The organism is Pleomorphomonas koreensis DSM 23070, assembly GCF_000425185.1.
GTDB classification, from domain to species: domain Bacteria; phylum Pseudomonadota; class Alphaproteobacteria; order Rhizobiales; family Pleomorphomonadaceae; genus Pleomorphomonas; species Pleomorphomonas koreensis.
The window spans coordinates 63,739-90,028 of record NZ_AULH01000021.1; the positions used below are offsets into that span (position 1 = coordinate 63,739).

Annotated in this window: 26 protein-coding genes and 1 tRNA gene; 16 read left to right on the forward strand and 11 right to left on the reverse strand. The window is 69.3% G+C overall.

Annotated elements, in window-relative coordinates:
- The 6 genes from H512_RS27910 to H512_RS0117195 all read right to left on the reverse strand — a co-directional run.
- Nucleotides 1-1,150 (reverse strand): CpaE/TadZ family protein (locus H512_RS27910; RefSeq protein WP_036792359.1); only part of this gene is annotated, 1,150 nt, incomplete at its 3' end.
- Between the two features lie 108 nt (nucleotides 1,151-1,258).
- Nucleotides 1,259-1,951, reverse strand: coding sequence for a CpaD family pilus assembly protein (locus tag H512_RS24620; RefSeq protein WP_053239998.1), 693 nt, complete (start codon nucleotides 1,949-1,951; stop codon nucleotides 1,259-1,261).
- A 22-nt stretch (nucleotides 1,952-1,973) separates the two neighbouring features.
- On the reverse strand, nucleotides 1,974-3,398 hold the full coding sequence (locus H512_RS0117180) for a type II and III secretion system protein family protein (protein WP_026784498.1): 1,425 nt from the start codon (nucleotides 3,396-3,398) through the stop codon (nucleotides 1,974-1,976).
- Between the two features lie 41 nt (nucleotides 3,399-3,439).
- A complete protein-coding gene (gene cpaB / locus H512_RS0117185; RefSeq protein WP_026784499.1) occupies nucleotides 3,440-4,234 on the reverse strand; it encodes a Flp pilus assembly protein CpaB in 795 nt (264 codons plus the stop codon).
- Between the two features lie 149 nt (nucleotides 4,235-4,383).
- Nucleotides 4,384-4,896 (reverse strand): A24 family peptidase, encoded by a 513-nt coding sequence (locus H512_RS0117190; protein ID WP_026784500.1) that lies wholly within the window; start codon nucleotides 4,894-4,896, stop codon nucleotides 4,384-4,386.
- Nucleotides 4,897-5,122: 226 nt separating this feature from the next.
- Entirely contained in the window at nucleotides 5,123-5,296 is a 174-nt protein-coding gene (locus H512_RS0117195; protein WP_026784501.1) for a Flp family type IVb pilin, read from the reverse strand.
- Between the two features lie 412 nt (nucleotides 5,297-5,708).
- On the opposite strand from H512_RS0117195, the gene H512_RS0117200 reads away from it, so the two are divergent.
- From H512_RS0117200 to H512_RS0117215, 4 genes are all read left to right on the forward strand, one after another.
- A complete protein-coding gene (locus H512_RS0117200; RefSeq protein WP_026784502.1) occupies nucleotides 5,709-6,233 on the forward strand; it encodes a pilus assembly protein N-terminal domain-containing protein in 525 nt (174 codons plus the stop codon).
- 86 nt (nucleotides 6,234-6,319) lie between these two features.
- A complete protein-coding gene (locus H512_RS24625) occupies nucleotides 6,320-6,892 on the forward strand; it encodes a TadE/TadG family type IV pilus assembly protein (protein WP_053239999.1) in 573 nt (190 codons plus the stop codon).
- On the forward strand, nucleotides 6,886-7,470 hold the full coding sequence (locus tag H512_RS0117210; RefSeq protein WP_084798573.1) for a TadE/TadG family type IV pilus assembly protein: 585 nt from the start codon (nucleotides 6,886-6,888) through the stop codon (nucleotides 7,468-7,470). Before H512_RS24625 ends, H512_RS0117210 begins: the two co-directional genes overlap by 7 nt.
- Nucleotides 7,471-7,614: 144 nt before the next feature.
- The gene (locus H512_RS0117215) at nucleotides 7,615-9,246 is read left to right on the forward strand and encodes a hypothetical protein (RefSeq protein ID WP_026784504.1); all 1,632 of its coding nucleotides are present in this window, start codon (nucleotides 7,615-7,617) and stop codon (nucleotides 9,244-9,246) included.
- A gap of 77 nt (nucleotides 9,247-9,323) precedes the next feature.
- Here the strand turns inward: H512_RS0117215 and H512_RS0117220 are convergent, their stop codons facing one another.
- The gene (locus tag H512_RS0117220) at nucleotides 9,324-9,827 is read right to left on the reverse strand and encodes a retropepsin-like aspartic protease family protein (RefSeq protein ID WP_026784505.1); all 504 of its coding nucleotides are present in this window, start codon (nucleotides 9,825-9,827) and stop codon (nucleotides 9,324-9,326) included.
- A gap of 74 nt (nucleotides 9,828-9,901) precedes the next feature.
- Complete coding sequence (locus tag H512_RS0117225; RefSeq protein ID WP_026784506.1) at nucleotides 9,902-11,068, reverse strand: amidohydrolase; 1,167 nt, start codon at nucleotides 11,066-11,068, stop codon at nucleotides 9,902-9,904.
- Nucleotides 11,069-11,252: 184 nt separating this feature from the next.
- On the opposite strand from H512_RS0117225, the gene H512_RS24630 reads away from it, so the two are divergent.
- Nucleotides 11,253-11,828, forward strand: coding sequence for a CAP domain-containing protein (locus tag H512_RS24630; RefSeq protein ID WP_245585442.1), 576 nt, complete (start codon nucleotides 11,253-11,255; stop codon nucleotides 11,826-11,828).
- A 25-nt stretch (nucleotides 11,829-11,853) separates the two neighbouring features.
- Here H512_RS24630 and H512_RS0117235 read toward each other — a convergent pair whose 3' ends face one another.
- Complete coding sequence (locus H512_RS0117235) at nucleotides 11,854-12,378, reverse strand: response regulator (RefSeq protein ID WP_084798574.1); 525 nt, start codon at nucleotides 12,376-12,378, stop codon at nucleotides 11,854-11,856.
- On the opposite strand from H512_RS0117235, the gene H512_RS27785 reads away from it, so the two are divergent.
- The 4 genes from H512_RS27785 to H512_RS0117255 all read left to right on the forward strand — a co-directional run bounded on the left by H512_RS27785 (nucleotide 12,371) and on the right by H512_RS0117255 (nucleotide 14,881).
- Nucleotides 12,371-12,502 carry a hypothetical protein gene (locus H512_RS27785; RefSeq protein WP_281170366.1) on the forward strand — a complete coding sequence of 44 codons (132 nt, stop codon included), beginning with the start codon at nucleotides 12,371-12,373 and terminating at the stop codon, nucleotides 12,500-12,502. The two genes, H512_RS0117235 and H512_RS27785, sit on opposite strands and share 8 nt — an antisense overlap.
- A 62-nt stretch (nucleotides 12,503-12,564) precedes the next feature.
- Nucleotides 12,565-12,648, forward strand: a tRNA-Leu gene (locus H512_RS0117245).
- A 204-nt stretch (nucleotides 12,649-12,852) separates the two neighbouring features.
- Complete coding sequence (locus H512_RS0117250; protein ID WP_053240000.1) at nucleotides 12,853-13,149, forward strand: DUF6522 family protein; 297 nt, start codon at nucleotides 12,853-12,855, stop codon at nucleotides 13,147-13,149.
- A gap of 211 nt (nucleotides 13,150-13,360) precedes the next feature.
- Nucleotides 13,361-14,881, forward strand: a complete 1,521-nt coding sequence (locus H512_RS0117255; RefSeq protein ID WP_026784509.1) for an FGGY-family carbohydrate kinase — start codon at nucleotides 13,361-13,363, stop codon at nucleotides 14,879-14,881.
- Between the two features lie 4 nt (nucleotides 14,882-14,885).
- On the opposite strand, the gene H512_RS0117260 is transcribed toward H512_RS0117255, so the two are convergent.
- Both H512_RS0117260 and H512_RS0117265 read right to left on the reverse strand, forming a co-directional pair.
- Nucleotides 14,886-15,905, reverse strand: a complete 1,020-nt coding sequence (locus H512_RS0117260; protein ID WP_053240001.1) for a LacI family DNA-binding transcriptional regulator — start codon at nucleotides 15,903-15,905, stop codon at nucleotides 14,886-14,888.
- 4 nt (nucleotides 15,906-15,909) lie between these two features.
- Complete coding sequence (locus tag H512_RS0117265; protein ID WP_026784511.1) at nucleotides 15,910-17,559, reverse strand: alcohol dehydrogenase catalytic domain-containing protein; 1,650 nt, start codon at nucleotides 17,557-17,559, stop codon at nucleotides 15,910-15,912.
- A gap of 189 nt (nucleotides 17,560-17,748) precedes the next feature.
- Between H512_RS0117265 and H512_RS0117270 the strand changes: the two genes are divergently transcribed.
- From H512_RS0117270 to H512_RS0117300, 7 genes are all read left to right on the forward strand, one after another.
- The gene (locus H512_RS0117270) at nucleotides 17,749-18,843 is read left to right on the forward strand and encodes a mannitol dehydrogenase family protein (RefSeq protein ID WP_026784512.1); all 1,095 of its coding nucleotides are present in this window, start codon (nucleotides 17,749-17,751) and stop codon (nucleotides 18,841-18,843) included.
- A 118-nt stretch (nucleotides 18,844-18,961) separates the two neighbouring features.
- Nucleotides 18,962-20,047 carry an ABC transporter ATP-binding protein gene (locus tag H512_RS0117275; protein ID WP_026784513.1) on the forward strand — a complete coding sequence of 362 codons (1,086 nt, stop codon included), beginning with the start codon at nucleotides 18,962-18,964 and terminating at the stop codon, nucleotides 20,045-20,047.
- A gap of 65 nt (nucleotides 20,048-20,112) precedes the next feature.
- Entirely contained in the window at nucleotides 20,113-21,348 is a 1,236-nt protein-coding gene (locus H512_RS0117280; RefSeq protein ID WP_026784514.1) for an ABC transporter substrate-binding protein, read from the forward strand.
- A 73-nt stretch (nucleotides 21,349-21,421) separates the two neighbouring features.
- Nucleotides 21,422-22,339: a carbohydrate ABC transporter permease gene (locus H512_RS0117285; protein ID WP_026784515.1), complete on the forward strand. Its 918-nt coding sequence runs from the start codon at nucleotides 21,422-21,424 to the stop codon at nucleotides 22,337-22,339.
- Nucleotides 22,336-23,214, forward strand: a complete 879-nt coding sequence (locus H512_RS0117290) for a carbohydrate ABC transporter permease (RefSeq protein ID WP_084798576.1) — start codon at nucleotides 22,336-22,338, stop codon at nucleotides 23,212-23,214. The genes H512_RS0117285 and H512_RS0117290 overlap by 4 nt, the downstream gene beginning before the upstream one ends.
- 140 nt (nucleotides 23,215-23,354) lie before the next feature.
- Nucleotides 23,355-25,070, forward strand: a complete 1,716-nt coding sequence (locus H512_RS0117295; RefSeq protein WP_026784517.1) for a class I mannose-6-phosphate isomerase — start codon at nucleotides 23,355-23,357, stop codon at nucleotides 25,068-25,070.
- Nucleotides 25,071-25,371: 301 nt separating this feature from the next.
- Nucleotides 25,372-26,290 (forward strand): AGE family epimerase/isomerase (locus H512_RS0117300; RefSeq protein WP_026784518.1); only part of this gene is annotated, 919 nt, incomplete at its 3' end.

Genomic DNA, 26,290 nt, shown 5'->3' on the forward strand with positions numbered 1-26,290 from the left:
GCGAGCGGGCGTTGATCTCGGCGATCATCTGGCCGTTGTTGGTGGCCGTGCCGAACAGGGCGGCGTCGAAGGGGATGACGGCGGCCGGCTCGAGCTGCAACGCCTTCTGGAAGTCGGCGGGCTTGATCTCCGGCCGCTTGGGCAGGCCGACCTGGTTGATGACCAGGCGCGGCGCCTCGTCGTTGGGACGGGCGAGCTTCAGCTGGTCGACCAGGTTCTTGGCGTTCCTGAGCGAGGCGAGATCGGGCATGGCGGTGATCACCACCTCATCGGCGGTGGCCAGCAGCCGGCGGGCCCAGCCGGTCCACAGATGCGGCAAGTCGAGCACCACGGCCGGCGCGCCGATGCGGGCGGCGTCGACGATCGGGTCGAAGGCCGCCTCGTCGTGGTCGAAGGCGCGGTCGAGGGTGGCCGGCGCGGCCAGCAGGCTGAGGTTGTCGGCGCACTTGGTGAGCAGCCGGTCGAGGAAGACGTCGTCGACCCGGTCGCCGGCGGCCAGCGCGTCGGCCAGCGTCTGCGGCGGCTCCTGGTTGAAATCGAGACTGGCGGTGCCGAAGGGCAGGTCGAGGTCGGCCAGCACGACGCCGCCCTCGAAGCTGCGCGACAGGGCGAAGGCGACGTTGTGGGCGACGGTGGACGAACCGGCGCCGCCGCGGGCGCCGACGAAGGCCAGCGTGCGGCCGACCGGCTTGACGTCGGGCGACAGATAGATCTCGCCGATCTCGCGGATGACGTCGTAGAGATCGAAGGGGGCGACCATGTATTCGGAGACGCCGCGGCGCATCAGGTCGCGGTAGAGGGCGACATCGTTGTGATGGCCGATCAGCACCACCTTGGTGCCGGCATCGCAGACGCCGGCCAGCTCGTCGATCTGGCGCAGCGCCCCCTCGCGGCGTTCGCGCGTCTCGACGAACAACAGGTTGGGCGTCGGCGCGGCGGCGTAGAAGTCGAGGGCGGCGGCGACGCCGCCCTGATGCACCTTGACATGCGCCTTGGCCATGCGGCGGTCGGCGGCCGCCTCTTCCAGCACGTGGGCGACCTCCGGCGTCTCGCAGAACGCCTGGATGGCGATGCGCGGCACGGGCTTCAGTCCGTCGGCGTCGGCGGGACGGCCGGAGGCGGGCGGAGCGAGCGGATCGTCGGTGGTCATGGCCGTCAGGTCCTTGGGGTTTGTCCGGCGCGAAGCCGAGGAGACAAACGGAAGCGGGAATATGGGCGTCGCGCCGGCCCCGGAAGGCGGCGCGGTGCCGGAGGCGGCTCAGCCGCCGCTGGAGCCGTCGCCGCTGGCAAGCTTCTGCACCGCCTGCCAGCGCTGCCAGCCGCGGACGGGCGTCTCAGCCCGCGGCATCAGGAGATCGTTGGGGTTCTCCACCATGGCGGCGAGGTTGGCCTGGGTGGCGCAGCCGAATTCGGCGCCGTCGCCGCCCTTCTGGTTGTCGGGCAGGATGTCGGCGGTCCAGCGGCCGCAGGGCGGGCTGACCGCCTTGATGCGGGTGAAGCCGAGCCGGATCGGCGCGGGAACGCGGCGGTCGGCAACGGCATAGGGCTGCGATCTGAGATAGGCCGCCGCGACGCCCGACTGGCGGAGCACGGCGTGGATCTGGCGGGCGAGATAATCGGCGGCCGCCTGGTTGATCGAGCCCGCCGGCGTCATCACCACCACCGGGCCGGTGGCGTTCCGCGCCGCGTCGGCGCCGAAGTCGGCCACCACCGCCCGGAGATCGGGCGTGAGGCCGGCGGTGCCGGTGCCGACGGGGATGTCCAGCGTCTGAGGCGCCTCGGTGACGGCGATCGGATAGGCGCTGCGGTAGCCGTCGGGCGGCGCGCCCTCGGTCAGCGCCTGGCTCTGCTGGTTGCAGGCGGCGAGCGCCAGCGCCAGGAGAGCGGCCGGCAGCGGCGCGAACCGGCGGGTCGGCCGGTCGGGGCGGGGACTGGGGAACGTGACCTGCATGGCACTCCTCCGATGCGCCGGCTCATTCATAGGAGAAGCCGTAGCGGCCCTGGTAGGAACCGGAAGCGGCGCCGTTGACGCGATAGATGCGGTTGATCTGGTTCAGGAAGAAGCTCTGGGCGTCGGCCTGGATATTGAGGTTCTGGTCCGGCCGGGTCATCTCCGCGGCGGCCACCGGCTTGACGAGATAGGGGGTGACGAAGATCACCAGCTCGGTCTGCTGGCGCTGGTAGGCCTCGCTCTTGAATAGCGCGCCGAGGATCGGCAGGTCGACGAGGCCGGGCACGCCCTTGACGGTCTTCGAGACGTTGTCCTTGAGCAGGCCGCCGATGGCGATGGCACCGCCCGACGGCGTCTCCACCGTGGTCTCGGCGCTGCGCTTGGTCAGGCCGGGATAGGTGGTGCTGTAGGTGGTGTCGGGGTCGCTGACCTCGGTGTTGATCTTCAGGCTGATGCGGCCCGACGACAGCACGGTCGGCGTGAAGCCGAGGATGATGCCGTATTCCTTGAAATTGACGGTGTTGTTGTCGGTGCCGCTCGAGACGACGTAGGGGATCTCGCCGCCGACCACGAACTTGGCCGCCTGGCCGGAAACGGCGGTGAGGTTGGGCTCGGCCAGCGTGCGCACCACGCCCTGCGACTTCAGGGCGGTGATCATCGACGCGAAGTTGGAGGTGCCGATACCGAGGGCGCCGGTGGTCGTGCCGTTGGTAACGGTATAGACCTTGTCGGTGGAGCCGGAGATCACCCGGTTGGCGAAGTTGGCGAAGCTGTAGGCGGTGGCGGTGCTGGGCGTCGAGATCGGCGCGAAGGTGACGCCGCCCACCGAGGCCAGGGCGGTCATGTCAATGCCGAGATTGCGGGCCGTGTTCTTCGCCACCTCGGCGACGACCACCCGGAGGTTGACCTGGTCGGAGCCGGAGATGGCGATCGAGTTGACCACCTTGTCGCTGGAGCCGATGAACTTGGCGGCGATGTTGGCGGCCGTCGCCGCCGCCTCCGGAGAGGTGACGGTGCCGGAAAGGACGAGCGAATCGCCGAGCGACTGCGCCTTGATGTGCGAATCGGGCAGAACCCCGGCCAGCGTCGCCTCGAGGCCGACCGTGTCGCGGCCGATCACCAGCTCGAAGCGGGCGATCTCGCGGTTGCCGGCGCCGAACAGGAAGACGTTGGCCTCGCCGACACTCATGCCGATCAGGTAGACCTTGCGGTTGCTGCGCACCACCGCGTCGGCCACCGACGGGTTGGACACCAGGACGTCGCGGACGTCCTCGGGCAGGTCGATCACCATCGACTTGTTGAGGCCGAGGTTGACGACCCGGCCCTGGATATCGGCCGCCGAGCGGACCGACGCGACGTCGGCGGCGCGGGCCGGCTCGGTGAGGCCCGCGAGACCGGCGGCAAGAAGGCCGGCGAGCGGCAGGATCAGCGCGAGGCAACGGTTCATGACCGGGTTTCCTGAGATTGCGGGCGGTCGGGCGGCTTGGTTCATGGTGCCTGCTGAGCCGTGACGCGGGAGACGACGCCGAACTTGACGACGGCGATGCCAGTGGGCTTGCGCTGCTGGGCGGCCGGCTGGTCGGCATCGGCGAGCGGGCGCAGCGCCAGCGAGATCGAGCCGATCTGCTGCGCCTGGGTGACCAGCTCGGTCTGGTCGGGTGTCAGTTCCAGCGTGGCGGTGTTCTGGGCGACGATCGACGGTTGCTTGTCGTCGCCGGTCTGCTGCACCGACTGGTCGATGGCCAGCACGCGGATATCGGTGAGGATGGTCTCGGCCACCGCCTCGCCGGCATCCTTCTGGCGCACCAGCAGGATGTCGACGCGATCCTCGGGCAGGATGAAACCGCCGGCCGTCGAGGCGGCGTTGACGCGTACCGCCACGGCGCGCATGCCGACTGGCAGCACCGCCGACAGGAAGCCGCGGTCGGAGCGCACCAGCTTGGCCTTGCGAATCGGCTCGCCGGCCAGGATGGGGCCGCGGGCCAGCATGCCCTTGAGATCGCTGACCGCGTCGGGCTCGTCGGTCCGGCGGATATAGCCGTCGCTGAGGCCGTCCTTCGGCCACGGCTTCCAGACGAGATTGTCGGCATCGACGTTGCGGCCGATGCCGATGTCGGCGCTGGCGACCAGCACGTCCTCGAGATCGATCGTCGGCGGTGCCGGCGCGGCGATCACCTCGCGCGGTTCGGCCGGCTGCTGGGCGCCGATCCGGGTCGCGAGAAGGCCGGCGCCGGCGGCGGCGCCGGCGGCGACGAGCAGGATGACCAGTTGGATCGGACGCATGATCTTGCCTCGTGACGCAGGAGGGCGAGTGTTTCACTCGAGACCCGAGTACACGGGGTAAGGCTGAATTTATGGTTAATGAGGCGTTGGGAATCGTCTCGCTTTGCGCCGGCCGTTCAGGAATCGTCAGGATTTGACGGCTTTTCGCCTCACATCTGGGCGAAGATCGCGAACCACCGCGTTTCAGGGAAGACGACGAGGGCGGCGGCGGCGAGCGCCACGCCGTAGGGAACGCCGGCGCCCTTTTCGTGCAGGCGCAACGCCGGCGGCCAGCCGAGCAGGAAGCCGGGCAGCGGCAGGCTGCGGAAGCCGAGCACGGCCAGCGACAGCGCGCCGCCGTAAAGGGCGGTCAGGATCAGGAAGGGCAGGGTCTGCTCAAGGCCGAGCCAGAGGGCGATGGCCGCGGCGAGCTTGGCGTCGCCGCCGCCGAGGAAGCCGAAGGCGAACAGCGCGAAAGTGCCGGCGAGAAGGCCAAGGCCGATGAGGAGATTGAGGCCGAACGCGGCGAGCGGCAGGCCGGAGATCAGCGCCAGCGCCAGGAAGGCGACGGCGAGGGCCGCCGGGAAGCGGTTGGGAATCTGCATGGTCAGAAGGTCGTAGCAGGCAGCAACCGTGACCACGACGGGGAAGACGGCGGTGAGGAGGAGCGCGACGATGAGCAAGGCTTTCTCCGGGGCGCCTGCCGGAGCGGCGGACGGCGACCGACCCTAGCCGGACAGGGTAAACGGGGCCTGAACGGCGCCGGAAAAACGGAAAGGGAGGCCGTCCTGGCCTCCCCTTGCCAAATTGGCATCAACACGCTCGCGGTCAGGCGACGCATCCGGCGCCGCCTCGGCCCCTTTCGGGGAAACCGCCCCTGGCAGACTGTCGACCTGTGCGGCGAGACGCTCAGGTGGCAGTCTTGAGCTTGTTGGAAATCGACTGGAACGTGTTGCTGATGTTGTTGCCGAGGGTGCCAGCGGCGGTGATGATGGCAACGGCGATCAGCGAGGCGATCAGGCCGTATTCGATGGCGGTGGCGCCGGACTCGTCCTTGAGGAAGCGCGACACGAGAGCCTTCATTTGAGATACTCCTAAGCTCACTTATCTGACAGCACAGGTTCGATGGTCTAATTTTTCGCCTGACCCGTCTGAACCGCATTCAATCTAGGTCGCCAGCTATTTCCAGCGAGTTAAAGCGATCGTTGAAACCTGCTACTATCGGCAGAAGTCGCTGGATGGTTAAAGTTAACTGAACGGTCCGGCAAGAAACGCTTCCTTTACCTCGCGCCCTGCGGCGTTGCCCTCCGGCGAACGGCTGAAATCCGCCGCGCGCCGCTGGCAACCGGCGTTGACCGGCACTGGCATTCCGGGTCGATGCCGCGGCGCAGCGACGGCCCCCGGCGGGGGCGGTGGGGAAAAGCGCTGGGTCGTTGGCGGTTTGTTTACCAACTTCTGGAAGGATCGGGTGAACAGATGGTTACCGGAGCGTCCCATGTCCACGAGGCTCGTTCGTTCGATTCTTCTCGCGGTGGCGCTGGCCGCGCCGGTGCTGGCGCCCGCCGCCGGTCTTGCCGCCGACACGGTGAAGGTTGAACTCGACCAGGCCCGCATCTATCGCCTGGCGGCGCCGGCCAGCACCATCATCATCGGCAACCCGGCGATCGCCGACGCCACGCTGCAGGACGCGCAGACGCTGATCGTCACCGGACGCGCCTACGGGCAGACCAACCTGATCGTTCTCGACGAGCAGGGCGAGACCGTCACCGACGCCCAGCTCGCGGTGGTCGCCGCCTCGGAAAATCTCGTCACCGTCTACAAGGGTGCGAAGCGGCTGTCGCTGAGCTGCCTGCCGGACTGCCAGCCAACGGCGGTGCCGGGCGATGCGCCCGACCACTTCTCCGGCATTCTCGGCCAGGTCTCCGCGCACAACGGCGCCGGCAGCAGCAGCACGGCCACCGCCTCGACCGGTTCGGCCTCGGCCGGCGTTTCGGTGCCGGCGCCGCCGAACAGTCAATAGCGCGGCATCGGCTACACCGCTTGGTAAGGTATGCCGGGGCACACTCCTGCTTCGCGGGCTGCGTTGCCCGTGGGGGAGAAGCCGCCTTGCGCCCGACCTGGCCCTTCTATAGTTGCCGTCCGTCCACCGCGGCCGGTGACGCGCCGCCACGACGCGCCGGGCTTGCCGCCGACCGGCGCGGCGCGGTGGCCATCGAGTTCGCCATCGTCTCGATCCCGTTCTTCCTGCTATTGTTCGCCATCCTCGAGCTGGCGCTGATGTTCTTCGTTGGTCAGGTGCTCGACACCGCCACCGTGGCGGCCTCCCGCCTGATCCGCACCGGCGAGGCCAAGGCGCAGGCGATCACTCAGACGCAGTTCAAGACGCAGATCTGCGACGGCATGGTCAACCTGATCGACTGCGGCTCGCGTCTCTATGTCGACGTCCAGTCCTATTCCACCTTCGGCTCCTACACGCCGACCAGCCCGCTCGACAAGGACGGCAAGATCACCACCACCAAGTACACCACCGGCAACAAGAGCGAGATCATCGTCGTCCGCAGCTTCTATGCCTGGCCGGTGCTGTTCGACTTCCTGGCGCGGGACACCGTGCGGCTGTCGACCGGCGACCAGTTGCTCGGCGCCGTCGTCGCCTTCCAGACGGAGCCTTTCCCATGGTAGCCCGCCTTTGGCCATGGACGGGCCTCACGCGTACCGCCCGACGCTTCGCCGCGGAGCGCGGCGGCGTATCGGCAGTGGAGTTCGCGCTGATCCTGCCGCTGATGCTGCTGATCTATGCCGGCTGTGGCGAGCTGACGTCGGCGCTCGTTCTTGACCGCAAGGTGAGCCGGGCCGCCAGCACCATCTCCGACCTCGTGGCGCAGCAGACCTCGGTCAGCTCGTCCTCGATGGCCAATATCTTCGACGCGGCCACGGCGATCTTCGAGCCTTACAGAACGTCGACGGCAAAGCTGGTGGTCGTCGTCGTCAACGTCACCTCCTCCGGTCAGACCGTCGTCTGGTCCCAGGCGCGCAACGACACCGCCGCCCCGGCGAACACGGCGCCGCCCAGCGGCCTCACCGTGCCGGGCGCCATTGCCACCACCACCGGCCAGGTGGTGGTCGGCCGCGTCACCTATGCCTACAGCTCGCCCTTCGCCAACGTCATGAAGAGCATCACCGGCAGTGACACCTACAACCTCAGCCATGTATTTTATTTGAAACCGCGCCAGGGCACTACCATTGCGTTCACAAGCTGACGCAGGCGGCCGGAAACGGACCTTTCTGCCGCCGCCGCAGCGCCATTTTGGCGGAAATTCCAGTTAACGAGCCGGCAAGACGGGGCTGCTAGGATCGGCTCGAAAGTGGGTTCCGGTGTCCGGACCCCCGAGAGAAAGCGTCCCGTGGCATCACCGGCCTTTCACATCTCCACCATCCTGAGGCCGTCGGTGTTCGCCTTCGGCGCGGTGTTCGTTGCCCTCCTGGCCATCACCAGCTTCGTCCGCGACAACGACGCCAGCCGTTATCTCGAACGGCGCTATGCCGACGTCGGCAAGATCCTGTCGGCGGCCATCGATCCCCGCTTCCAGAGCAAGGCCGACGAGATCACCCGCGTCGCCGAGCGGCTGGTGGTGATCGGCGCCATCCGCGGCGGCGTGCTCTACGACGGTTCGGGCCACGAGCAGCAGGTATTCGGCGAGCGGATCGAGGCGACCTTCGACGCGGTGATGCGCACCGGACGCACGGTGTTCCGGCCGGCCGGCGGCGCCAAGGCCGATTTCTACTATCCGCCGGAAGTGTCGGTGACGCCGTTCCATATCTTCCTGCGCGTCGACGTCGGCGAGATCACCAGTCTCGAGACGATCCGCGACGACCGGGCGATCACCATCGCGCTCGGCGGTGGCGTGGCGGCGGCGGCGGCCACCGAACTCCTGATGCTGATGATGGTGTGGTGGCCGCTGAGGCGGGTGCGCGCGGCGGTCGATGCCATGCTGCACGATCCCGCCAAGGCCGACCGCGGCCAGCCGCTGCGCGCCTGGGGCGGCGAGGTGGGCAAGGTGAGCTTCGCCGTCGAGTGCCTGCGCTCGCTCCTGGCCGACGTCTGGCGGACGCGGGTGATGGTCGCCGACACCATCATCGAATCCTCGCCCTTCGCCGTGCTGCAGATCAACGTCGACGGCCATCCCTTCTTCGCCAACGCCGCCTGCTCGCGGCTGTTCGGCCGCGACATCCTGAGAACGCACGAGGTGTCGCCGCTGATGCTCCGCGACATCGCCAGCGGTGCGCGGCAGGGGCTGAAGGCCTATGTCGAGACCCACAAGAGCGGCGTCCGTGCCGTGGAGTTTCCGACGCCCAACGGCCCGAAGCAGGCGATGATCGCCTCGCTGGTGCTCGGCGCCGAGACGCGGGCGCCGGTCAACGTGCTGGTCGGCCTCGACGTCAGCGCCCTGCACGGCGCGCGGCTTTCGGCCGAGGCGGCGCTCAAGTCCGGCATGGAGGAGGTGGCGCGGGCGACGACGCGGACCTTCGAATACCGGCAGATGCTGGAAGCCTGCCTCGCCCTGATGGGCGGCGGCAAGAAGGCGCAGGAGCATCTGCAGATCTCCGGCTTCGCGCGCGAGTGGCTGGACACGGCGGCGGAGGTGGGGGCCATCCAGGCGTCGGAAATCGACGGGGAGGACCCCGAGGTGGCCGGCGGCAGCGACAATCTGCGCGCCGTGGTGCGCTTCGCCGCCTTCGTCGCCTACACGCGGCTCGGCACGCTGCCGGCCGACATGCGGGTCGACGTCCGGGGCATCGACTTCGAGACGGTCGGGCTGCAGGTGCAGGCGCGCGCCGCCGGCGGAGCCAAGGGTGCCGCCTGCGTCGCCGATCCCAATCTGGCGCTGGCCGCCCTGAAGGCTTCCATCGCCCGCGTCGACGGCCAGCTCGCCGAGGTGGCGGCGGACGAGCAGGGGGCGGTGGTGGTGCGGGTGATCCTGCGCGGCGCCGCCGAGCGCATGCAGACCGGAATGGCCTCGAAAACCACCGGTTAGCGGGCCGCCGCGGGATGCCCGCCCAATGGCGGACGCCAAGCGGCGATCCAGGCCGCCGTTGCCTTGCCGGACTTGCTCTAGCGGCTCAGCACCAGCCGTCCGTTCTCGACCGAGAAGGCCCGGAGGCGGCCGAGGAAGCTCATGCCGAGCAGGCTGATGGCCAGCCGCTCGTCGGACAGGACGAGGGCATCGACACCGTCGAGCCGGATGTCGCCGATCTCCACCTCCTGCAGACGGACGCGGGCCGCGCTGGCGGGGCCGCCGGCCGTGTCGACCTTCTGGGTATAGTCGCCGGGCAGCACGATCAGGCCGGCTTGCCGCGCATCGGAAGCTCGCAGCGCCACCAGCGTCGCGCCGGTATCGGCCAGGAGCGACAGCGGCCGGCCGTTGACGCGGCCGGTAAGAAGGAAGTGGCCACGGCCGTCGGCGGCGATCTCGACACGGCCGGATGGAGTGGCCGCCTGCGGCGCCGGGGCCGATGCCTCGCTGGCCGGCCGCGGGACAGTCAGCCGCTGCAATTCGGGCGCGAGGAAGCCGATCACCACCGTGGCGGCCAGCACCAGCCAAACGAGACGCGCCATCGCACCCTCCGCGCGGCCATGTGGCCACGGCGGGAAGGGTAGGCAGCGCCGGTTCCCAAAACCTTAAGATGTCGTCATCCGTTGGCGGCGAGGCTCGCCCTGGCCAGAGCCGTCCACACCGCCGCGCCCGGCGCGATGGCCGCGTCGTCGAAGTCGTAGGCCGGGTGGTGGAGGCCGGCCGACGGGCCGTTGCCCATGAAGAAATAGGCGCCCGGCACCTTCTCCAGATAGAAGGAGAAGTCCTCGGCCGCCATCATCGGCGGTGCCGCGCGGTCGATGGCGGCGCTGCCGAACAGGCTCTCGACGACGTCGCCGACCCGCGCCGCCGGGCTGGCATGGTTGACCGTCACCGGATAGCCGCGCTCGTAGGCCAGACGCGCCTCGGCGCCGAAGGCGGCGGCGGTCGCCGTGGCGATGCGGCCGACCGACGCTTCGAGTTCGGCGCGGACGGCGCCGTCGAGCGCCCGCACGGTGCCGGAGAGGCGGGCGGCCTGGGGGATGACGTTGTCGGTGTTGCCGGCGTGGAAGGTGGTGACCGACACCACCGCCGAGGCCAGCGGATCAGCGTTGCGGGCGGCGATCGATTGCAGCGCCGTGACCACATGGGCGCCGGCCAGAATGGGATCGACGGTCTCGTGCGGCCGGGCGGCGTGGCCGCCGCGGCCGAGGATGTCGAGATAGAAACGATCGGTCGAGGCCATGATGGCGCCCGGCCGCACGGCGAAGCGGCCGACCGGCAGGCCGGGCAGGTTGTGCAGGCCGTAGATCTCGTCGACGGGGAAGCGCTCGAATAGGCCGTCGTCGATCATCGCCCTGGCGCCGGCGCCGCCCTCCTCGGCCGGCTGGAAGACGAAGACGACGCTGCCGGTAAAGTCGCGTGTCGCGGCGAGGCGGCGGGCGGCGGCGAGCAGCGTCGCCGTGTGGCCGTCGTGGCCGCAGGCGTGCATGGCGCCGGGCGTCTCGGACGCCCAGGGCGCGCCGGTGATCTCCTCGATGGGCAGCGCGTCCATGTCGGCGCGCAGCGCCACGGCGCGGCCGCCCGGCCGGCCCCGCAGCACGCCGACGACGCCGCTGCCGCCGACGCCGGTCGCCACCTCGTCGAGGCCGAAGGCGCGGAGCTTGCCGGCGACGAAGGCGGCGGTCTCGTCGAGGGCGTAGAGCAATTCGGGGCGGCGGTGCAGATCGCGGCGCCAGAGGGCGGCTTCCTCGGCGACGGCGGCGATCTCTTCGAGGACGGACACGGTTGCTCCCTAAGGACAATTGCGGAGAACGGCCAGCCTAGCATGCCCTCGGCGAGCAAGGCGAGGGGCAATCGCCATTGACGGCAATACCCGGAATTTGCCGAAATTTAACCATCTGTTCGTGGTCTGCGTGGCAAACCGCCTGCCGGCCGGACGTGCCGGCCCATCTGCTGGAGATTTCGCCGTGTTCGGACGCGCCTTCGCCCTCCTGCCGCTTTGTGCGGCGCTGATCCTCGCCGCCTGCCAGAGCGCGCCGCCGCCGCCGCCCAAGCCGACCTTCTACGAGGACCTCGCCTCGCCGACGGCGCGCGTCGACGAGCAGAAGGCGCTGTCCATGCTCAACCAGTACCGCGCCCAGTCGGGGATCGCCCCGCTCGCCCTCGATCCGCGCCTCAACCGCATCGCCGAGGACTACGCGAAGAAGATGGCGGCGGCCGACAAGATGGGCCACGACGTCGACGGCCACTCGCTGCTCGGCACCCGCCTCAAGGGCTACGGCTATCCCTTCTCCAACGCCGGCGAGAACGTGGCGGCCGGCTACCACACGCTGGCCGAGGCCTTCTCCGGCTGGCGGCAGTCGCCGCCGCACGACCGCGGCATGAAGGACCCGGAAATGAGCCTGATGGGCATCGCCACCGCCTATAACCCGAACTCCAAGTACAAGGTGTTCTGGTGCCTGATCCTCGCCCATCCGCCGGTGGTCACCGCCGAGGGCACGTTGCAGGGCGCGACGACGGTGGCGGGCGTGACGATCCGCTGAGCAAGGGCTGCGGCCGGGGCGTCGATCACGCCTCGGCGGCGCCGGGCTTCTCTCCGGAGAAGGCAGCAGCCAGCGCGGCGTAAAGCTCGCGCGGAGTGAACGGCTTGCGCAGCGTCGCGGCGGCGCGCAGGTCGACCGGCATGCGCGTGGCGGCGCTGACCATGACGACAGGCGGCAGGCCGCCGGAAAGGTGGCTCTCCAGCGCGTCCAGCACGTCGGCGGCCGTCTCGGCGTGCAGCGTCCAGTCGACGATCAGCACGTCGGGCCGGCGACGGGCGGCGACGGCAAGCGCCTCGGCGCTGCCGCCGGCCTCGAACACCTCGACCTCGAAGGAATCGAGGATGCTGGCCATCAGCATGCGGGCGATCGGGCTGTCGTCGACGACGAGCGCCACCGGGCGCCGCTCGCCGCCGGCTTCGGCCGAATCATCGGCAGACAACGGCGACGCGGCGCCGCGCCGTCCGAGGAGGTTGCCGACGAGGCGCCGGCCGCTGAGAACCGCCTGGGCGCCGGTGGCGGACGGAGAGGCGGAGAGCGATCGCATGGGCATGGTCGGTTTCCTGGCGAATGGATCGACCAAGCATAGGCCGCCGGACCTTTCCGCCGTCTTAAGCGGCGACGCCTTCGCCGAAATGCTGTCCGCAAGGGGCGATCTTTCGCCGATCGCCCGTTGACGGCCGACCGGCGGCCGCTATAGTCCCGCCACCGTCGCCCCGGTGCAACCGGCGGCCAATATGCGGGCGTGGCGAAACGGTAGACGCAGCGGACTCAAAATCCGCCGGAGCAATCCATGTCGGTTCGAGTCCGACCGCCCGCACCATTCCCCAGATGACAATTTTGCCCGGCCGACCGCAACAGGCGGGGCCGCCGGCTGCAAAGCAGGGTCGTGGCGCTGGGGGCTGCTCTTTGGCCAAAAAGGAGTATATTGAACTCAACATTACGGACGTCCCGCTCCCCGGCGACGGGCCAAAGCCCGGATGGGGCTCGACTGGGCGGCCGTCTCCAACCGACCGGAGCTTGCATCATGACCGATATCGACAGTTCCGCCACCGATCAGGCCGGCCGGCAGCCGTTCACGCTGGATGCCGCCTTCGTCGCCCGCACCTTCGACCTGACGACGGCGCGCGTCCGCGCCCTGATGGCCCGCGGGCTGTTCCGCAGCCTCGTCGAAAAGGGCGAGGCCGAGGACGCCGGCAACTGGCGGCTGACCCTGCGCTGCGGCAACCGCGTCTGGCGCGGCGTCGTCGGCTCCGACGGCGCCATCCGTCAGCAGAGCATGGGGCTGGTCGCCTCGAAGTCGACGGGTTGCGGCGGCCGGTAGGCGATCGGCTGGAACCGGACTGGCCGGGGCCCCGACGAGGCGCTGCAGTTGTTCGGGGATGGCGCATATCCCTCTTCTTTTCCCTCGCAAGGGCCGGGGCTGGGGCATTGACGCCGCACTTTCCGATACGCTATTGGATAGATCGATATACCTGGCAATGTAGGCCGGGGCTGGACTGGTCGATGCCGGTGTGTTGGGAGGGAACGATCGAATGTCTGGGACCTTTCTCGGAATCGACGTCGGCACCAGTTTGATCAAGCTGGCCTTGATCGACGAGACGGCGAATTGCCTCGCCGAAGCGGAACGGCCGCTTGCCACCCACATGCCGCGTTCGGGCGTCGCCGAGCAGGACGGGGCGGCGATCGTCACCACGGTGGCCGAGCTGATGAGCGAGCTTTCCAGCCGCCAGCCCGATGCGATCCGGCGCCTGGCCGCCATTTCCGCCAGCGGCCAGTCGGCCGGTGCCATCGCCGTCGACCGCGATGGCAAGCCGCTCACGCCCTGGTATCCGTCGGCGCTCGACACGCGCTTCCGACCGCAGCTCGACGCGTTGCGGCAGCGCCTCGGGCCGCGGCTGTTCCGCGCCAACGGCGCCTGGCCCTACACGGTGCCGCGCCTCCTCTGGTGGCGGGAGACCGGCGTTGCCGACTGGTCGCGTGTCGCCTCGGTGCCGTCGCTCGCCGGCTTCGTGTTGGGATCGCTGGCCGACGATCCGCTGCCGGCCATGGCAATGGACGCCAGCGCGCTCACCTGGTACGGCGCCGCCGACCTCGAGCGTCGCCGCTGGGACGACGAACTCGTGGAGTTGATCGGCCTCGACCGCTGCCATTTGCCGCGGATCGTGCCGAGCGGCACGGTGGTCGGCCGGCTGTCGCCCGCCGTTGCCGCCACCACCGGCCTGCCGGCCGGCGTACCGCTGGTTGTCGGTCTCGGCGATACCGTCGCCTCGCTGGTCGGCGCCAACGTGCTGGAACCCGGCGACGTATTGTCGGTCAACGGCTCCTTCACCAACTACCTGGTCTGCCTCGACCGTTGCCTCAACGACGCGGCGCACGAGATGGTGCAGCCGCTGGCCAGCCCGCTCCCCGATGTCTGGTATGCGCTGCTCTACATCGGCGGCGGCGGCTTCGTGCATCGCCAGATGGCCGAGAGCCTTGCCGGTGCGGCCGATGCCGCCGCCTACGCGCGACTCGACGCCGAAGCGGCCGCCGAACCGCCGGGCTGCGGCGGCCTGACCTTTCTGCCCTATTGCCTCGGCCGCTTCTGCCCGCCCGAGCCGGGCGCGCGCGGCGGCTTCCACGGCCTTGCCATGGGGCACGGCCGCGGGGCGTTGTGGCGCGCCGTCGTCGAGGGGCTGACTTACGACCTGATCGACATGGTCGATATCGTGAAGGAGCAAATCCCGGCCTGGCGGCCGAAGCGCATCCGCATCACCGGCGGCGGTGGCAACAGCCGCCTGTGGTGCCGCGTCCAGGCCGACATGCTGGGCGTGCCGGGCGAGCGCTATCTCGCTGCTCCGAGCGCGCCGGTCGGCGCGGCGCTCCATGCCGGCGTCGCCGTCGGCGCCTGGCCCGATCTCCGGGCGGCGGCGTCGCTGATCCGCCTCGAGGCCGAGAGCATCCCGTTTGATGCCGAGGCGACCGCCACCTATGCCGATGCGGCGCGCCGTCGCCGCCGGCTGATCGAGGCGCTGCGTCCGGTCTGGGCCGAGACGGCGGCCGCTGGAGAGTGATGGATCAGCCGGCCGGCGGCACGGCGGTCGAGCCGCGCAGCATCAGGCGTGGCCGCAGGATGATCGAGCGTATCGGCGAATCCGGCTCGCCGATGCGGCGCAGCAGCATGCGCGCCGCCTCGGCGCCGAGCGTCGCCGGCGTCACCGACATGCTGGTCAGCGGCGGGTCCCAGTCCTGCGCCGAGGCGATGTCGTCGAAGCCAACCACCGACAGGTCGCGGCCCGGCACCAGGCCGCGCTTGCGGAGGCCGATGGTGACGCCGCAGGCGACGATGTCCTGATGGCAGACCACGGCGGTGAGTTCAGGCACCCGCTGCATCAGCCGGGCGATGCCGTGCGAGCCGGCGGCGATGGTCGCCTCGGTCGGCTCGTCCCAGTCGGTGCACGCGGCGATACCGGCGGCGGCGAGCGCCTGGCGCCAGCCGGCGAGGCGTTCCTCGCGCGAGCGCGAGCCCCTGAGGCCGCCGACGAAGCCGATGGCCCGGTGGCCGAGGCCGATCAGGTGGTTGGTGGCGTCGAACAGGCCGGCCGCGTTGTCGACGCCGACATAGTCGAAGGCGCCGCCGGTGGCGTGGCGAAGCACGGTGACGGTGGGCGGCAGGCCGCCGGCGCCGTTGGCCCCGGCCGACAGCGGCGCGTTGGGAGAGGGGCAGACGATCGAGCCGCCGAGCCGATGCTCCTCCAGCATGGTGATGAAGCGGGCCTGGCGGCCGGGGTCGTCCTCGGTGTTGACGATGGTGGCGAAATAGCCGGCCGCCTCCAGCACCCGGTTGGCGCCGGCCACCAGCTCGGCGAAGAAAGGGTTGGCCAGCTCGGGCACGGCGATGCCGACGGTGGTCGAGTGGCCGGCCCGGAGGTTGGCGGCCGCCCGGTTGTAGACGTAGCCGATCTCCTTCATCACCGCGAGGACGCGGTTGCGCGTCTCCGGCGAGATGCGGCCGGTACCGCGCAGCACCTGCGACACGGTGGCGCGCGATACGCCGGCGGCACTGGCCACGTCGTTGATGTTGGCCCGGTTGATCAATCGCTCATGCCCCTCCGGAACCCACAGGTCCCAGGATCCGATCCTCCATTTCCTTTGACCAGTATTTGCCGGCCTCCGCAAGCGGCGCCAGTTCCGGATACCTGACCAGCAATTCGTCGATGGAGAGCAGCGGCCAGTCGACCGACGGCAGCAGCAGGATCTTGCCGGTGAACCGGCCGTCGATGAGGGCGGCGATGCCGTCGCGCAACCCGGCGAGGCCGGTGACGGCGGCGACGTGGCGCTCGGCCCTGAGTTCGCCGCGCGCGATGCGGTCGATCACCTCGTGCTGGTCGGCCACCGTCGAGCCGCTCGACGCGGTGATCGACAGGCCGCCGGCCAGCCGGCCGAGCGGCGCCGGCACCCGGTCGCCCTTGCGCGTGCCGGCAAAGCCGACCAGCAGGCCGTCGGCCGCCACCAGATGCCGCGCCGCCGCGAAGGCCTCGGCCTCGGGAGCGACGACGATTGCCTCATCGAAGCCGCGGTCGCCACCGAACCGGGCCAGCCGGTTTGCGAAGTCGACGTCCTCGATGGCGATCGCCTCGAGAGCCCGGCCGTGCTCGTCGGCGAGCGGCCGCAACTCGTCGACGAGCCGGTCGAGCCGGTCGCGGCGGCGGGCCAGTGCCACCACGCGGGCCGGACCGGCCGGGTGCCCCAGCGCCCGTTCGAGGTGGAAGCGGCCCATGGCGCCGGACGCGCCGTAGATCAGAGTGGTACCGCCGGGCCGATAGCCGCACCGGATCGGGCGGGCCAGTGCTTCGGCAAGGCTGAGCGTCGGCGCGCCGCGCAGCACCAGCTTGCTGTAGTGGAAATGGGCGAGATCGATCGGCACGTCGGCGGCCGTCTCGCCGGGCGCCAGCCAGGTGAAGGTGCCGCGGTCGGCCAGCCGGTCGAACAGCGCGCCGATGCGGTCGGGATCGGCGGCGCCGAGCACGACGACGTCGTCGTACTGCGGCTGGAGCTCGGCCGGGTCGACGCGCAGGTCCGCCGCGCCGAGGCCGCCGGCGATGGCGCGGAAGCGGGATTCCGACAGGCCGAACAGGTCGACGCGGTCGGGCGGCGCCGGCAGGTCGAGCCGCCAGTCGCGTGTCCCCTCGCCGGCGATGACGGCGAGCCGCCCGCCTTCAAGGAGACTGCTCCGGCCCCATAGGCGAAAGGTGCCCTCGACGCAGGCGAGCGGCTCCAGCATGGCGGTGGCGGCGCGGCCGATCTCTGGCGGCACCGTGAAGGCCATGGGGCCGCCGTCGGTCTCCATGACGTTGTGGCCGAGCAGGATATAGTCGGCAAAGCCGCCGGTGACGTCGACGCCGATGCAGTGGCGGACGCCGCCGGTGTAGAGGTCGGGCTGCACGCCGAGCCGCGTTCCCGGCCCGACGCCGGCAAGGCCGGCGCGCGTCACTTCCACGGCGAGCGACAGCTCGTGGCCGAGACAGGCCGGATCGGCGGCGAGGTCGCGGTTGCCGAACAGCGGATAGTCCTCGCCGAGCCGCACCATCTTGGCATCGCTGGCGCAGAGCGTCGCCGCCTCGACCCGCGCCAGGATCTCGCCGTCGCCGACGGCCGGCAGCGGCGCGGTGACGTAGCTGCCGTCGACGCCGAAATTCTCGAGGCCGCGTCCGTGCAGCGGCCACCAGCGATTCGTCCCTTTGGTCTCCATCGTCGTGCTCGCGGCCTCATGCTGGCGGTTGAAAGGGATGACGTCATCAGGGCGTCGATTTTGGGATATTGACATTGGTTGAACGTTATATCAATAGTCTCGGCAACAACGACGGGGATGGTCGATGCGCCGGGCGGCGCGACCTGAATCCGGCAGGCCAAACGCCAGGGGCATGCCTGGGAGGAGAGCATGAAAGCGGTCCATTTCGGCGCCGGCGCGCTGGGGCGCGGCCTCGTCGTGCCACGTCTCGTCGACAGCGGCTGGACGGTGACGCTGGTCGACGCGTCGGAGCCGTTGGTCGACGGGCTGCGCCAGACCGGGCGCTACGCGCTGTCGGTACTCGATGGCGCGCATGTCGAACAGCGGGACATCGAGGTCGCCGCCGTGCTGGCGCTTGGCCGGGAAGGATCGGCCGTCGCTGCGGCCATCGCCGGGGCAGATCTGGTAACTACTTCTGTTCGCAGGGAAAATCTTCCGGGCGTCCTGAAGGTGATCGCCTCCACCTGGCAGCGGCTCGGCCGGCCAGATACGGTAACCGTGCTCGGCTGCGAGAATGTCGAGCATGTCGACAGATTGATCCGCGCCGGCTTGTTGGCGGCCGGTCTCGATGCAGCGGTCCTGCCGCGTATTCCGGCGACGCTGGTCGACCGCATCTGCGCCGCCCTGCCGCTGCCGTCGCTGGAAATCCGCACCGAGCCTTATGCTGAACTGGCTGTCGAACGGCTTGGCGACGGGGTGACGTTGCCCGGCCCGAGCGTCGAGGCGGATATCGATGCCGCCTTCGACCGCAAGCGTTATCTGGTCAATTCGGTGGCCGACGGCAGTTCCTTCCTCGGCCTGCGGCGCGGCCACGCCTGGCTCGCCGAGGCGGCCGCCGACGCGGCGATCGCCGAACTGATGCGGCCGTTCATCGAGGCACTTCTCGATCATCTTGAATTCGTTCATGGATTCTCGCGAGAGACGCTCGACGCCTATCTCGCGGTCAGTCAGCGCCGCCTCGCCAACCCGGCGATTCCGCGCCGTCTCGATACGGTGGCGCGTGACATCCTGCGCAAGCTCGGCCCGACGGAGCGCTTCATGGCGCCGCTGATCGAACTCGCCGGCCGCGGCCGGTCGATCGACGCCGCGGCGCGCACGGTGGCACTGATTGCCGAAGCTGGTCTCACGGCCGAACGGCCAGCGATCGGGCAGTCGAAAATACATAACATGATCATGGGTTTGACGACGAGAGAACCGGCCGTCGACGCGGCTTATTCGGCGGTAGCGGCGGCACTGCCGGACTGAAGCGGCGGCGGCGTTACCGGGGAATCGCCAACCGGGTCTGTCGTTTCACCTATCAGTGGATTGAATTGGTCAGGCGCTTGGTATATCGTTCTTCCAAATTCGAACGGAGGCAATTCCCTTGGCTGTCGTCGAACTGCGCAACCTCGAGAAATGGTACGGCGCCTTCCACGCCATCCGCAGCATCGATCTGAGGATCGAGGACGGCAGCTTCGTGGCGCTGGTCGGGCCGTCCGGCTGCGGCAAGTCGACGACGCTGCGGATGATCGCCGGCCTTGAGGTGCCGACCGAAGGCGAGATCCTGATCGGCGATCGCGACGTCACCGACGTGCCGTCGCGCGACCGCGGCGTCGCCATGGTGTTCCAGAGCTACGCGCTCTATCCGCACATGACGGTCGAGGAGAACATGACCTTCGGCCTGAGGATCGCCGGCACGCCGGCGCCGGAGATTCGCAGCCGGCTGGCGCATGCCTCGGGCATGCTGAAGATCGACAGCCTGCTCGGCCGCCGGCCGACCCAGCTGTCTGGCGGCCAGCGCCAGCGCGTCGCCATCGGCCGGGCGCTGGTGCGCCAGCCCGACGTCTTTCTGTTCGACGAGCCGCTGTCCAACCTCGACGCCCAACTGCGCACGGCGATGCGCATGGAGATCAAGCGGCTGCACCAGAACCTCAAGGCCACCATCGTCTTCGTGACGCACGACCAAGTCGAGGCGATGACCATGGCCGACGTCATCGTGGTGATGCGCGACGGCCGCGTCGAGCAGGTGGGCTCGCCGCTCGACCTGTTCGAGCGACCGGCCAATCTGTTCGTCGCCGGCTTCATCGGCGCGCCGGCCATGCGCTTTCTCGATGGCGTCGTTCGCGGCGATGTCGTGGCGCTCGACGGCGGTGCCGAGCTGCCGCTCGATGCGGCGTTCAGCGGGCTCGGCGACGGCCGCCCGGTGCGCATCGGCGTCCGGCCGGAGGACGTGGTGCCCGACGGCCATGGTATGCCGCCCGGCCGGGCCTGGGAGTTCACGGCGTCGGTGACGTTGTCCGAGCCGCTCGGCAACGAGACCTTGCTCCTCACCGAACTCGGTGGCCAGGAGCTTCTGAGCCGCATGTACCGGCCGCGGCCGGTGCGGGCCGGCGACACATTCCGCTTTGCGATCGACCTGGATCGCATCCACGTCTTCGACCGGGAGAGCGGCGCCAGCCTGCGCCGCTAGAGGTCCGGGGCGGGGCCGGCCACGTGCCGGCCGATGCAGGCATCGCGAGGGTGAGGGAGGACAACATGCTGAAAGCGTTCAAGACGGGCATCGCCGCGGCCGTGCTGACCGCCGCCGCGGTCGGGACGGCCGCCGCAGACGGGCCGAAACTCTATCACGACAAGTATTTCTGGCAGGAGAGCATGCAGCGGATGGCGACCTTCGCCGCCGAGAAGCAGCATCCCTTCGAGCCGACACCCTATGCCACCGACCAGTATCAGGCGTTCATCGCCACCGGCGTCCAGTCGGGCAATCCGCCCGACCTCTTCACCTGGTGGAACGGCACCAAGCTGAAGGAACTGGTCGATTCCGGCGCGCTGCAGCCGCTCGACGACCTCTGGAAGGAAGCGGTCGACGCTGGTCAGATGGACCCGTCGGCGGCCGAACTCTACAAGGTCGACGGCAAGATCTACGGCGTGCCGCTGCACCTGTCGTCCTGGGTGGTGTTCTACAACAAGAAGCTGTTCGACAAGGCCGGCGTGACGCCGCCCAAGAGCTGGGACGAGTTGCTCGCCACCGCCGACAAGCTGAAGGGCGCCGGCATCACGCCCTTCGTCGCCACCGTGCAGGACGGCTGGCGCGGCTTCATCTGGTTCGAGGAACTGCTGATCCGCACCGATCCGGAGACCTATCTGAAGCTCAACGCCGGCGAGGCTTCCTATACCAGCGACGCGGTGAAGAAGGTGTTCCAGATCTGGGGCGACCTCTATGCCAAGGGCTATTTCACGCCGGCCACCTCCAACGAGGAGGTGCTGAGCTTCGCCCGCGGCGACGCCGCCATGTATCTGATGGGCGACTGGGCCATCCAGAACATCGTCGAGGGCGGGCTGAAGCCCGGCGACGACTTCGGCGCCTTCGTCATGCCGAACATCACGCCGGACCTGCCGGCGGCGGTGATCGGCGAGGGCTCGCCGATCGTCGTCTCCAAGACCGGCGCCGCCAAGCCCGAGGTCGCTGACTTCGTGCGCTGGTGGATGACCGACGAGGCCGCCGCCGCCTGGGCCAAGGACCCCTCGCTCTACATCGGCAACGTCAAGGCGCCGAAGCCGAACGTCATCGTGAAGGACGTGTCGGAGGCGCTGGCCGCCGCCAAGGCCCGCACGCTGCCGCGCTACTGGGAGGCGTCGCCGTCCGACATCGTGCTGCCGGCCGTCGAGGAGTTCAACCGCTTCATGGTCGATCCGAAGCCCGCCGTGGCCGAGGAGGTCATGCAGAACGTCCAGAAGATCGCCGACGACTACTGGGCGCAACACAAGCAATAAGACCGCCAGTCCGCCGATTTTTCCAACATCCGCCGGGGCGGTCCCGCCCCGGCGCCTTCCGGAGATCCGAGCGATGCAGTCATCCCGGCCCAAGCCGTCGCCGCGCGAGAAGGCGGCGCAACGCGCCAACTTCCTGACCGCCCTGTGCTTCCTGGCGCCGGCCGTGCTGCTGGTCACCGTCTTCCTGCTGGTGCCGCTCATCTACAACGTCTGGATCTCGTTCACCGGCTGGGCCAAGTTCTCCGGCATCGACCGTTTCGTCGGCGTCGCCAACTACAGCCAGGCCTTCTCCAACCCGAAATTCTTCGAGGCGGCCGGCAACACGGTGAGCTGGATCGTCGCCTCGCTGGTGCTGCCGATCGGTCTCGGCCTTGGCTTCGCCCTGCTCTTGCGGGGCATCCGCGGCGCCGAGGCTTTCAAGACCGTGTTCTTCGTGCCGCGTCTTCTGGCGCCGACCGCCATCGGCACCATCTGGTATTACGTATTTGCCGACAACGGCACGCTCAACGCTATGCTGTCCGGCGTCGGCCTCGGCGACTGGACGCGGAGCTGGCTCTACGATCCGCTGATGATCACGCCGGCGATGATCATCGCCCACACCTGGCAGACCACCGGCCTGGTCATGGTGCTGCTGCTGCTCGGCCTCGCCGCGCTGCCGACCGAGCCGCTGGAAGCAGCCCAGGTGGAGGGCGCCACGCCGTTCCAGATCTTCCGCCACATCGTCTTGCCGATGCTGCTGCCGACGCTCCTCGTCGTCACCATCATCTCGGTGATCGCCGGCTTCACCACCTTCGACCTCGTCTGGGTGATGGGCCGCGACTATCCCAACCGGTCGACGCTGACGCTGGCCGTCCACCAGTATTGGGAGACCTTCCGCTCCAACCGCTGGGCCTACGGCGCCTCGGTGGCGGTGCTGATCGGCCTGATCGCCCTGCTGATCACCTGGGTGCAGACCCTGTTGCAGCAGAAGCTCGAGGACCGCGCGAAATGAGCGAGACGGCAATCGGCGCCCCGGCGGCGGCAGAGCGGCGGCGGGCGGGACGGCGGAGCAACCGGGCGGTGTTCTGGATCGCCGTGGCGGTCACCCTCCTCTGGCTGTTCCCGTTCTATTACGCGCTCGTCACCATCTTCAAGACGGGCCAGGAATACACCGCCGGCGGGCCGCTCGCCCTGCCGGCCTCGACGGCGCCGGTGGTCGCCAACATCCTCGAAGCCTGGCGGCGCACCCACATGCTGGTCGGCATGGGCAACTCGCTGCTTTACGGCGTCGTCGGGGCGGGGCTTGCGGTGTTCGTCGCCGCGCTCGCCTCCTACGGGCTCACCCGGCTCGACTACCGCGGCCGCTCCTACTGGTTCCTGCTGATCTTCAGCGGCACCATCTTCCCGTTCCAGATCTATCTGATCCCGCTGTTCCAGGGATTTGCCCGCACCGGCCTCCTCGACAGCCGGCTCGGCATGATCCTGGTCTACACGGCGATCTGCGTGCCCTTCCCGACGCTGGTGCTGAAGAATTTCATGAGCCAGATCCCGCGCGACCTCGACGAGGCGGCGCGCATGGACGGCTGCTCGGAATGGCGGATCTTCCGCTCGATCATCCTGCCCAACAGCCGCGGCCCGATGATCGCGGTGTTCCTGCTCCAGTTCAACTGGATCTGGAACGACCTGATCTTCTCGATGGTGCTGACGCTCGACGAGAGCAAGCGATCGATCATGAACAGCCTGATGGTGTTCCAGGGCAACTATGCCGGCACGACGCCCAACCTGGTGGTGACGGCGACGCTGCTCGCCAGCGTGCCGACGCTGGTCATCTTCTTCCTGCTGCGCCGCTACTTCATGCAGGGGCTGGCGTTGCAGACCTCCGACTGAGGGGGAGAGGGAAGCGGACGGCGCCGCCGGCCGCGAAAGGATCGACCGCAGCCCGGCGGCGCAGCCGCTTCGCCGGCAGGTGGAGTATTGGATATGCTTCGAGATCAAGGACTTGACGGCTGTCGGCGGGAGGCGCGACGATGAGCTACGACAGGACCCCCAGCGTGCGGTTCGACGCCGCCGACGCGCTTTCCGGCTGGCCGGCGATCGCCGCCCGCCTCAAGGCCATCTTTGACGAAGCCGGCGCGCTGGCCGTCGACTGCTATCCCGGCGTCGACGCCGCCGAGATCGAGGCGGCGCTGCCGGCCGACGCGCTGGTGGTGCGCACCGCCGCGCTCCTGCTGCCGTCCGGGCGGCTGGAGACGCTGCTCGCCCGCTTCCTCACCGACGACCGCGTCTTCGGCTACATGGCGCCGTTCCAGCTCTCCGAGTTCTTCGACGAGGCGGCGCTCGCCGAGGCGGCGGCCCAAGTGGCGGCGGCCCGCGCCGAGGGACGCAAGGTGGTGGCGATCGGCCCCGGCGCGGCGCTGGTGGCGCCGGCCGCCGCGCTCGTCTACGCCGACATGCCGCGCTGGGAGCTGCAACTCCGCCTGCGCGCCGGCCTCGCCAATCTCACCGCCGACAACCGCCACGAGGATTTCCTCGTCAAGTACAAGCGCGGCTACTTCATCGAATGGCGGGCGGCCGACCGCTGGAAGGTCAAGCTGTTCGACCGCGTCGACCTGTTCCTCGACACCACGCGGCCGGGCGATCCGAGCGCCGTCGGCGGCGCGGCGATGCGGGCGGCGCTCGCCGCCGTGGCGCGGCGGCCGTTCCGCGTCATGCCGTTCTTCGATCCGGGCGTCTGGGGCGGCCAGTGGATGCGCCGCCGCTTCCCGCTGCCGGAGGGGCCGTCCAACTACGCCTGGGGCTTCGACTGCGTGCCGGAGGAGAACAGCCTGCTCCTCGACTTCGGTCCCGTCCGCCTGGAGGTGCCGTCGATCAACGTCGTGCTCACCCATCCCGAGGCGCTGCTCGGCCCCAAGGTGTTCGCCCGCTTCGGGCCGGAATTCCCGATCCGCTTCGACTTCCTCGACACCGTCGACGGCGGCAACCTGTCGCTCCAGGTACATCCGCTGGTCGGCTATGCCCGCGACAAGTTCGGCATCGCCTATACCCAGGACGAGAGCTACTACATCCTGGAAGCCGAGCCCGACGCCTGCGTCTACCTCGGCCTCAGGACCGGCGTCGCCGCCGCCGATCTGTTCGCGGCGCTGGAGGTGGCAGCGGCCGGCGGGCCGCCGCTCGACGTCGAGGCCTTCGTCAACCGCTGGCCGGCGAAAAAGCACGATCATTTCGCCATTCCGGCCGGCACCATCCACTGCTCGGGCAAGGGCACGGTGGTGCTGGAGATCAGCGCCACGCCCTATATCTTCACCTTCAAATTGTGGGACTGGGGCCGCCTCGGGCTCGACGGCCTGCCGCGGCCGGTGCACCTCGACCACGGCCGCGCCGTGTTGCAGGAGAGCCGCGACACCGGCTGGGTGGAGCGCGAGGTGCTGAACCGCGTCGAACTGATCGCCGAGGCGGACGGCGTCAGCGAGGAGCGCACCGGCCTGCATCCGCTGGAGTTCATCGAGACGCGGCGGCACTGGTTCACCGGCCCGGTCGAGCACGACACGGCCGGCAGCGTCCACGTGCTCAACCTCGTCGAGGGCGAGGGCGCCGTGGTCGAGAGCCTTGATGGCGCCTTCGAGCCCTTCCCGGTCGGCTATGCCGAGACCTTCATCGTACCGGCCGCCGTCGGCCGCTATCTCATCCGGCCGAAGGACCCGACGCGGCCGCACGCCACCATCCGCGCCTCGGTGCGGATCTAGAGGAATTCCAGCAGAAGTGGGAACCGGCTTTGCGTTCGGAATTGTGTCTAAACAATGAGATAGAGCATTTCTGGTGAACCGGATTTCACCGGAAATGCTCTAGCGGCCGGGAACTGAAGGCGTCGCTGCGGCGTCGCTGCGGCGTCGCAGCGCTATTGGTGCCGGGAGGCGGTGAAAATGCCCCTGGTATTTCGCTTGCCGATTTCTCATGCCATTGATGCAAACGAGAAATCGTCAATGGCAGCAATGAGCGGATGCACCGGCACCTTTCCGCAAATTGGCATCAAAGACAGGAAGCCGCATGTCCACCTCCCGCTTCACCCGCCGCTATCTCGACGAACTGCTGCCGCTCTGGCTCGACCACGCCTTCGACCGGGAGGCCGGCCAGTTCATGGAGGGGCTGGAGATCGGCGGCGGGCCGCAGCTGTCGGGCATCGTCCGCACCCGCACGGCGGCGCGGCAGATCTACACCTTCGCCCATGCCGCCCATCTCGATCTCGCGCCGGCCGGCGCACTCGCCACGGCGGAGGCCGCCTTCGATCATCTCGACGCCACCGCCTGGGCGGCGGACGGCCGGCCGGGCTACGCCCGCGCCTTCGATCGGCGAACGCGGACGGTCACCGATCCGCCCGTCGATCTCTACGACCAGGCCTGCGCGCTCCTGGCGCTCGCCTGGCTCGCCAAGGCCACCGGCAACGACCGCTACCGCCACCGCGCCGACGATCTGCTCGCGGCGATCGACAGCCGTCTGGCGGCGCCGGCCGGCGGTTTCGCCGAGGACGACCGGGGCACGCTGCCGCGCCGGCAGAACCCGCACATGCACCTGTTCGAGGCCTGCCTGGCGCTCTGGGAGACCGCCGGCCCGGCCTATGCCGATCGCGCCCGCGCCCTGTTCGAGCTGTTCCGCAGCCGCCTCCTCGACGACAGCCTGACGCTGCGCGAGTTTTTCGGGCCGGAGTGGCAGCTTGACGATGCCTACGGCTCCGACCGGCTCGATCCCGGCCACATGGCCGAATGGACATGGCTGGTACACCGCTACGACAGCCTCAGCGGCGATAACCACGCCGACGTCAAGATGGTGCTGCTCGACCGGGCGCTGGCCATCGGCCGGGCGCCGGGCACGCCCTTCCTCGCCGACGAGGTGACGATGGCGGGCAAGATGAAGGATGCCCGCCGGCTGTGGCTGCAGGCCGAGCTGCTGAAAGCCTATCTGGTGACCG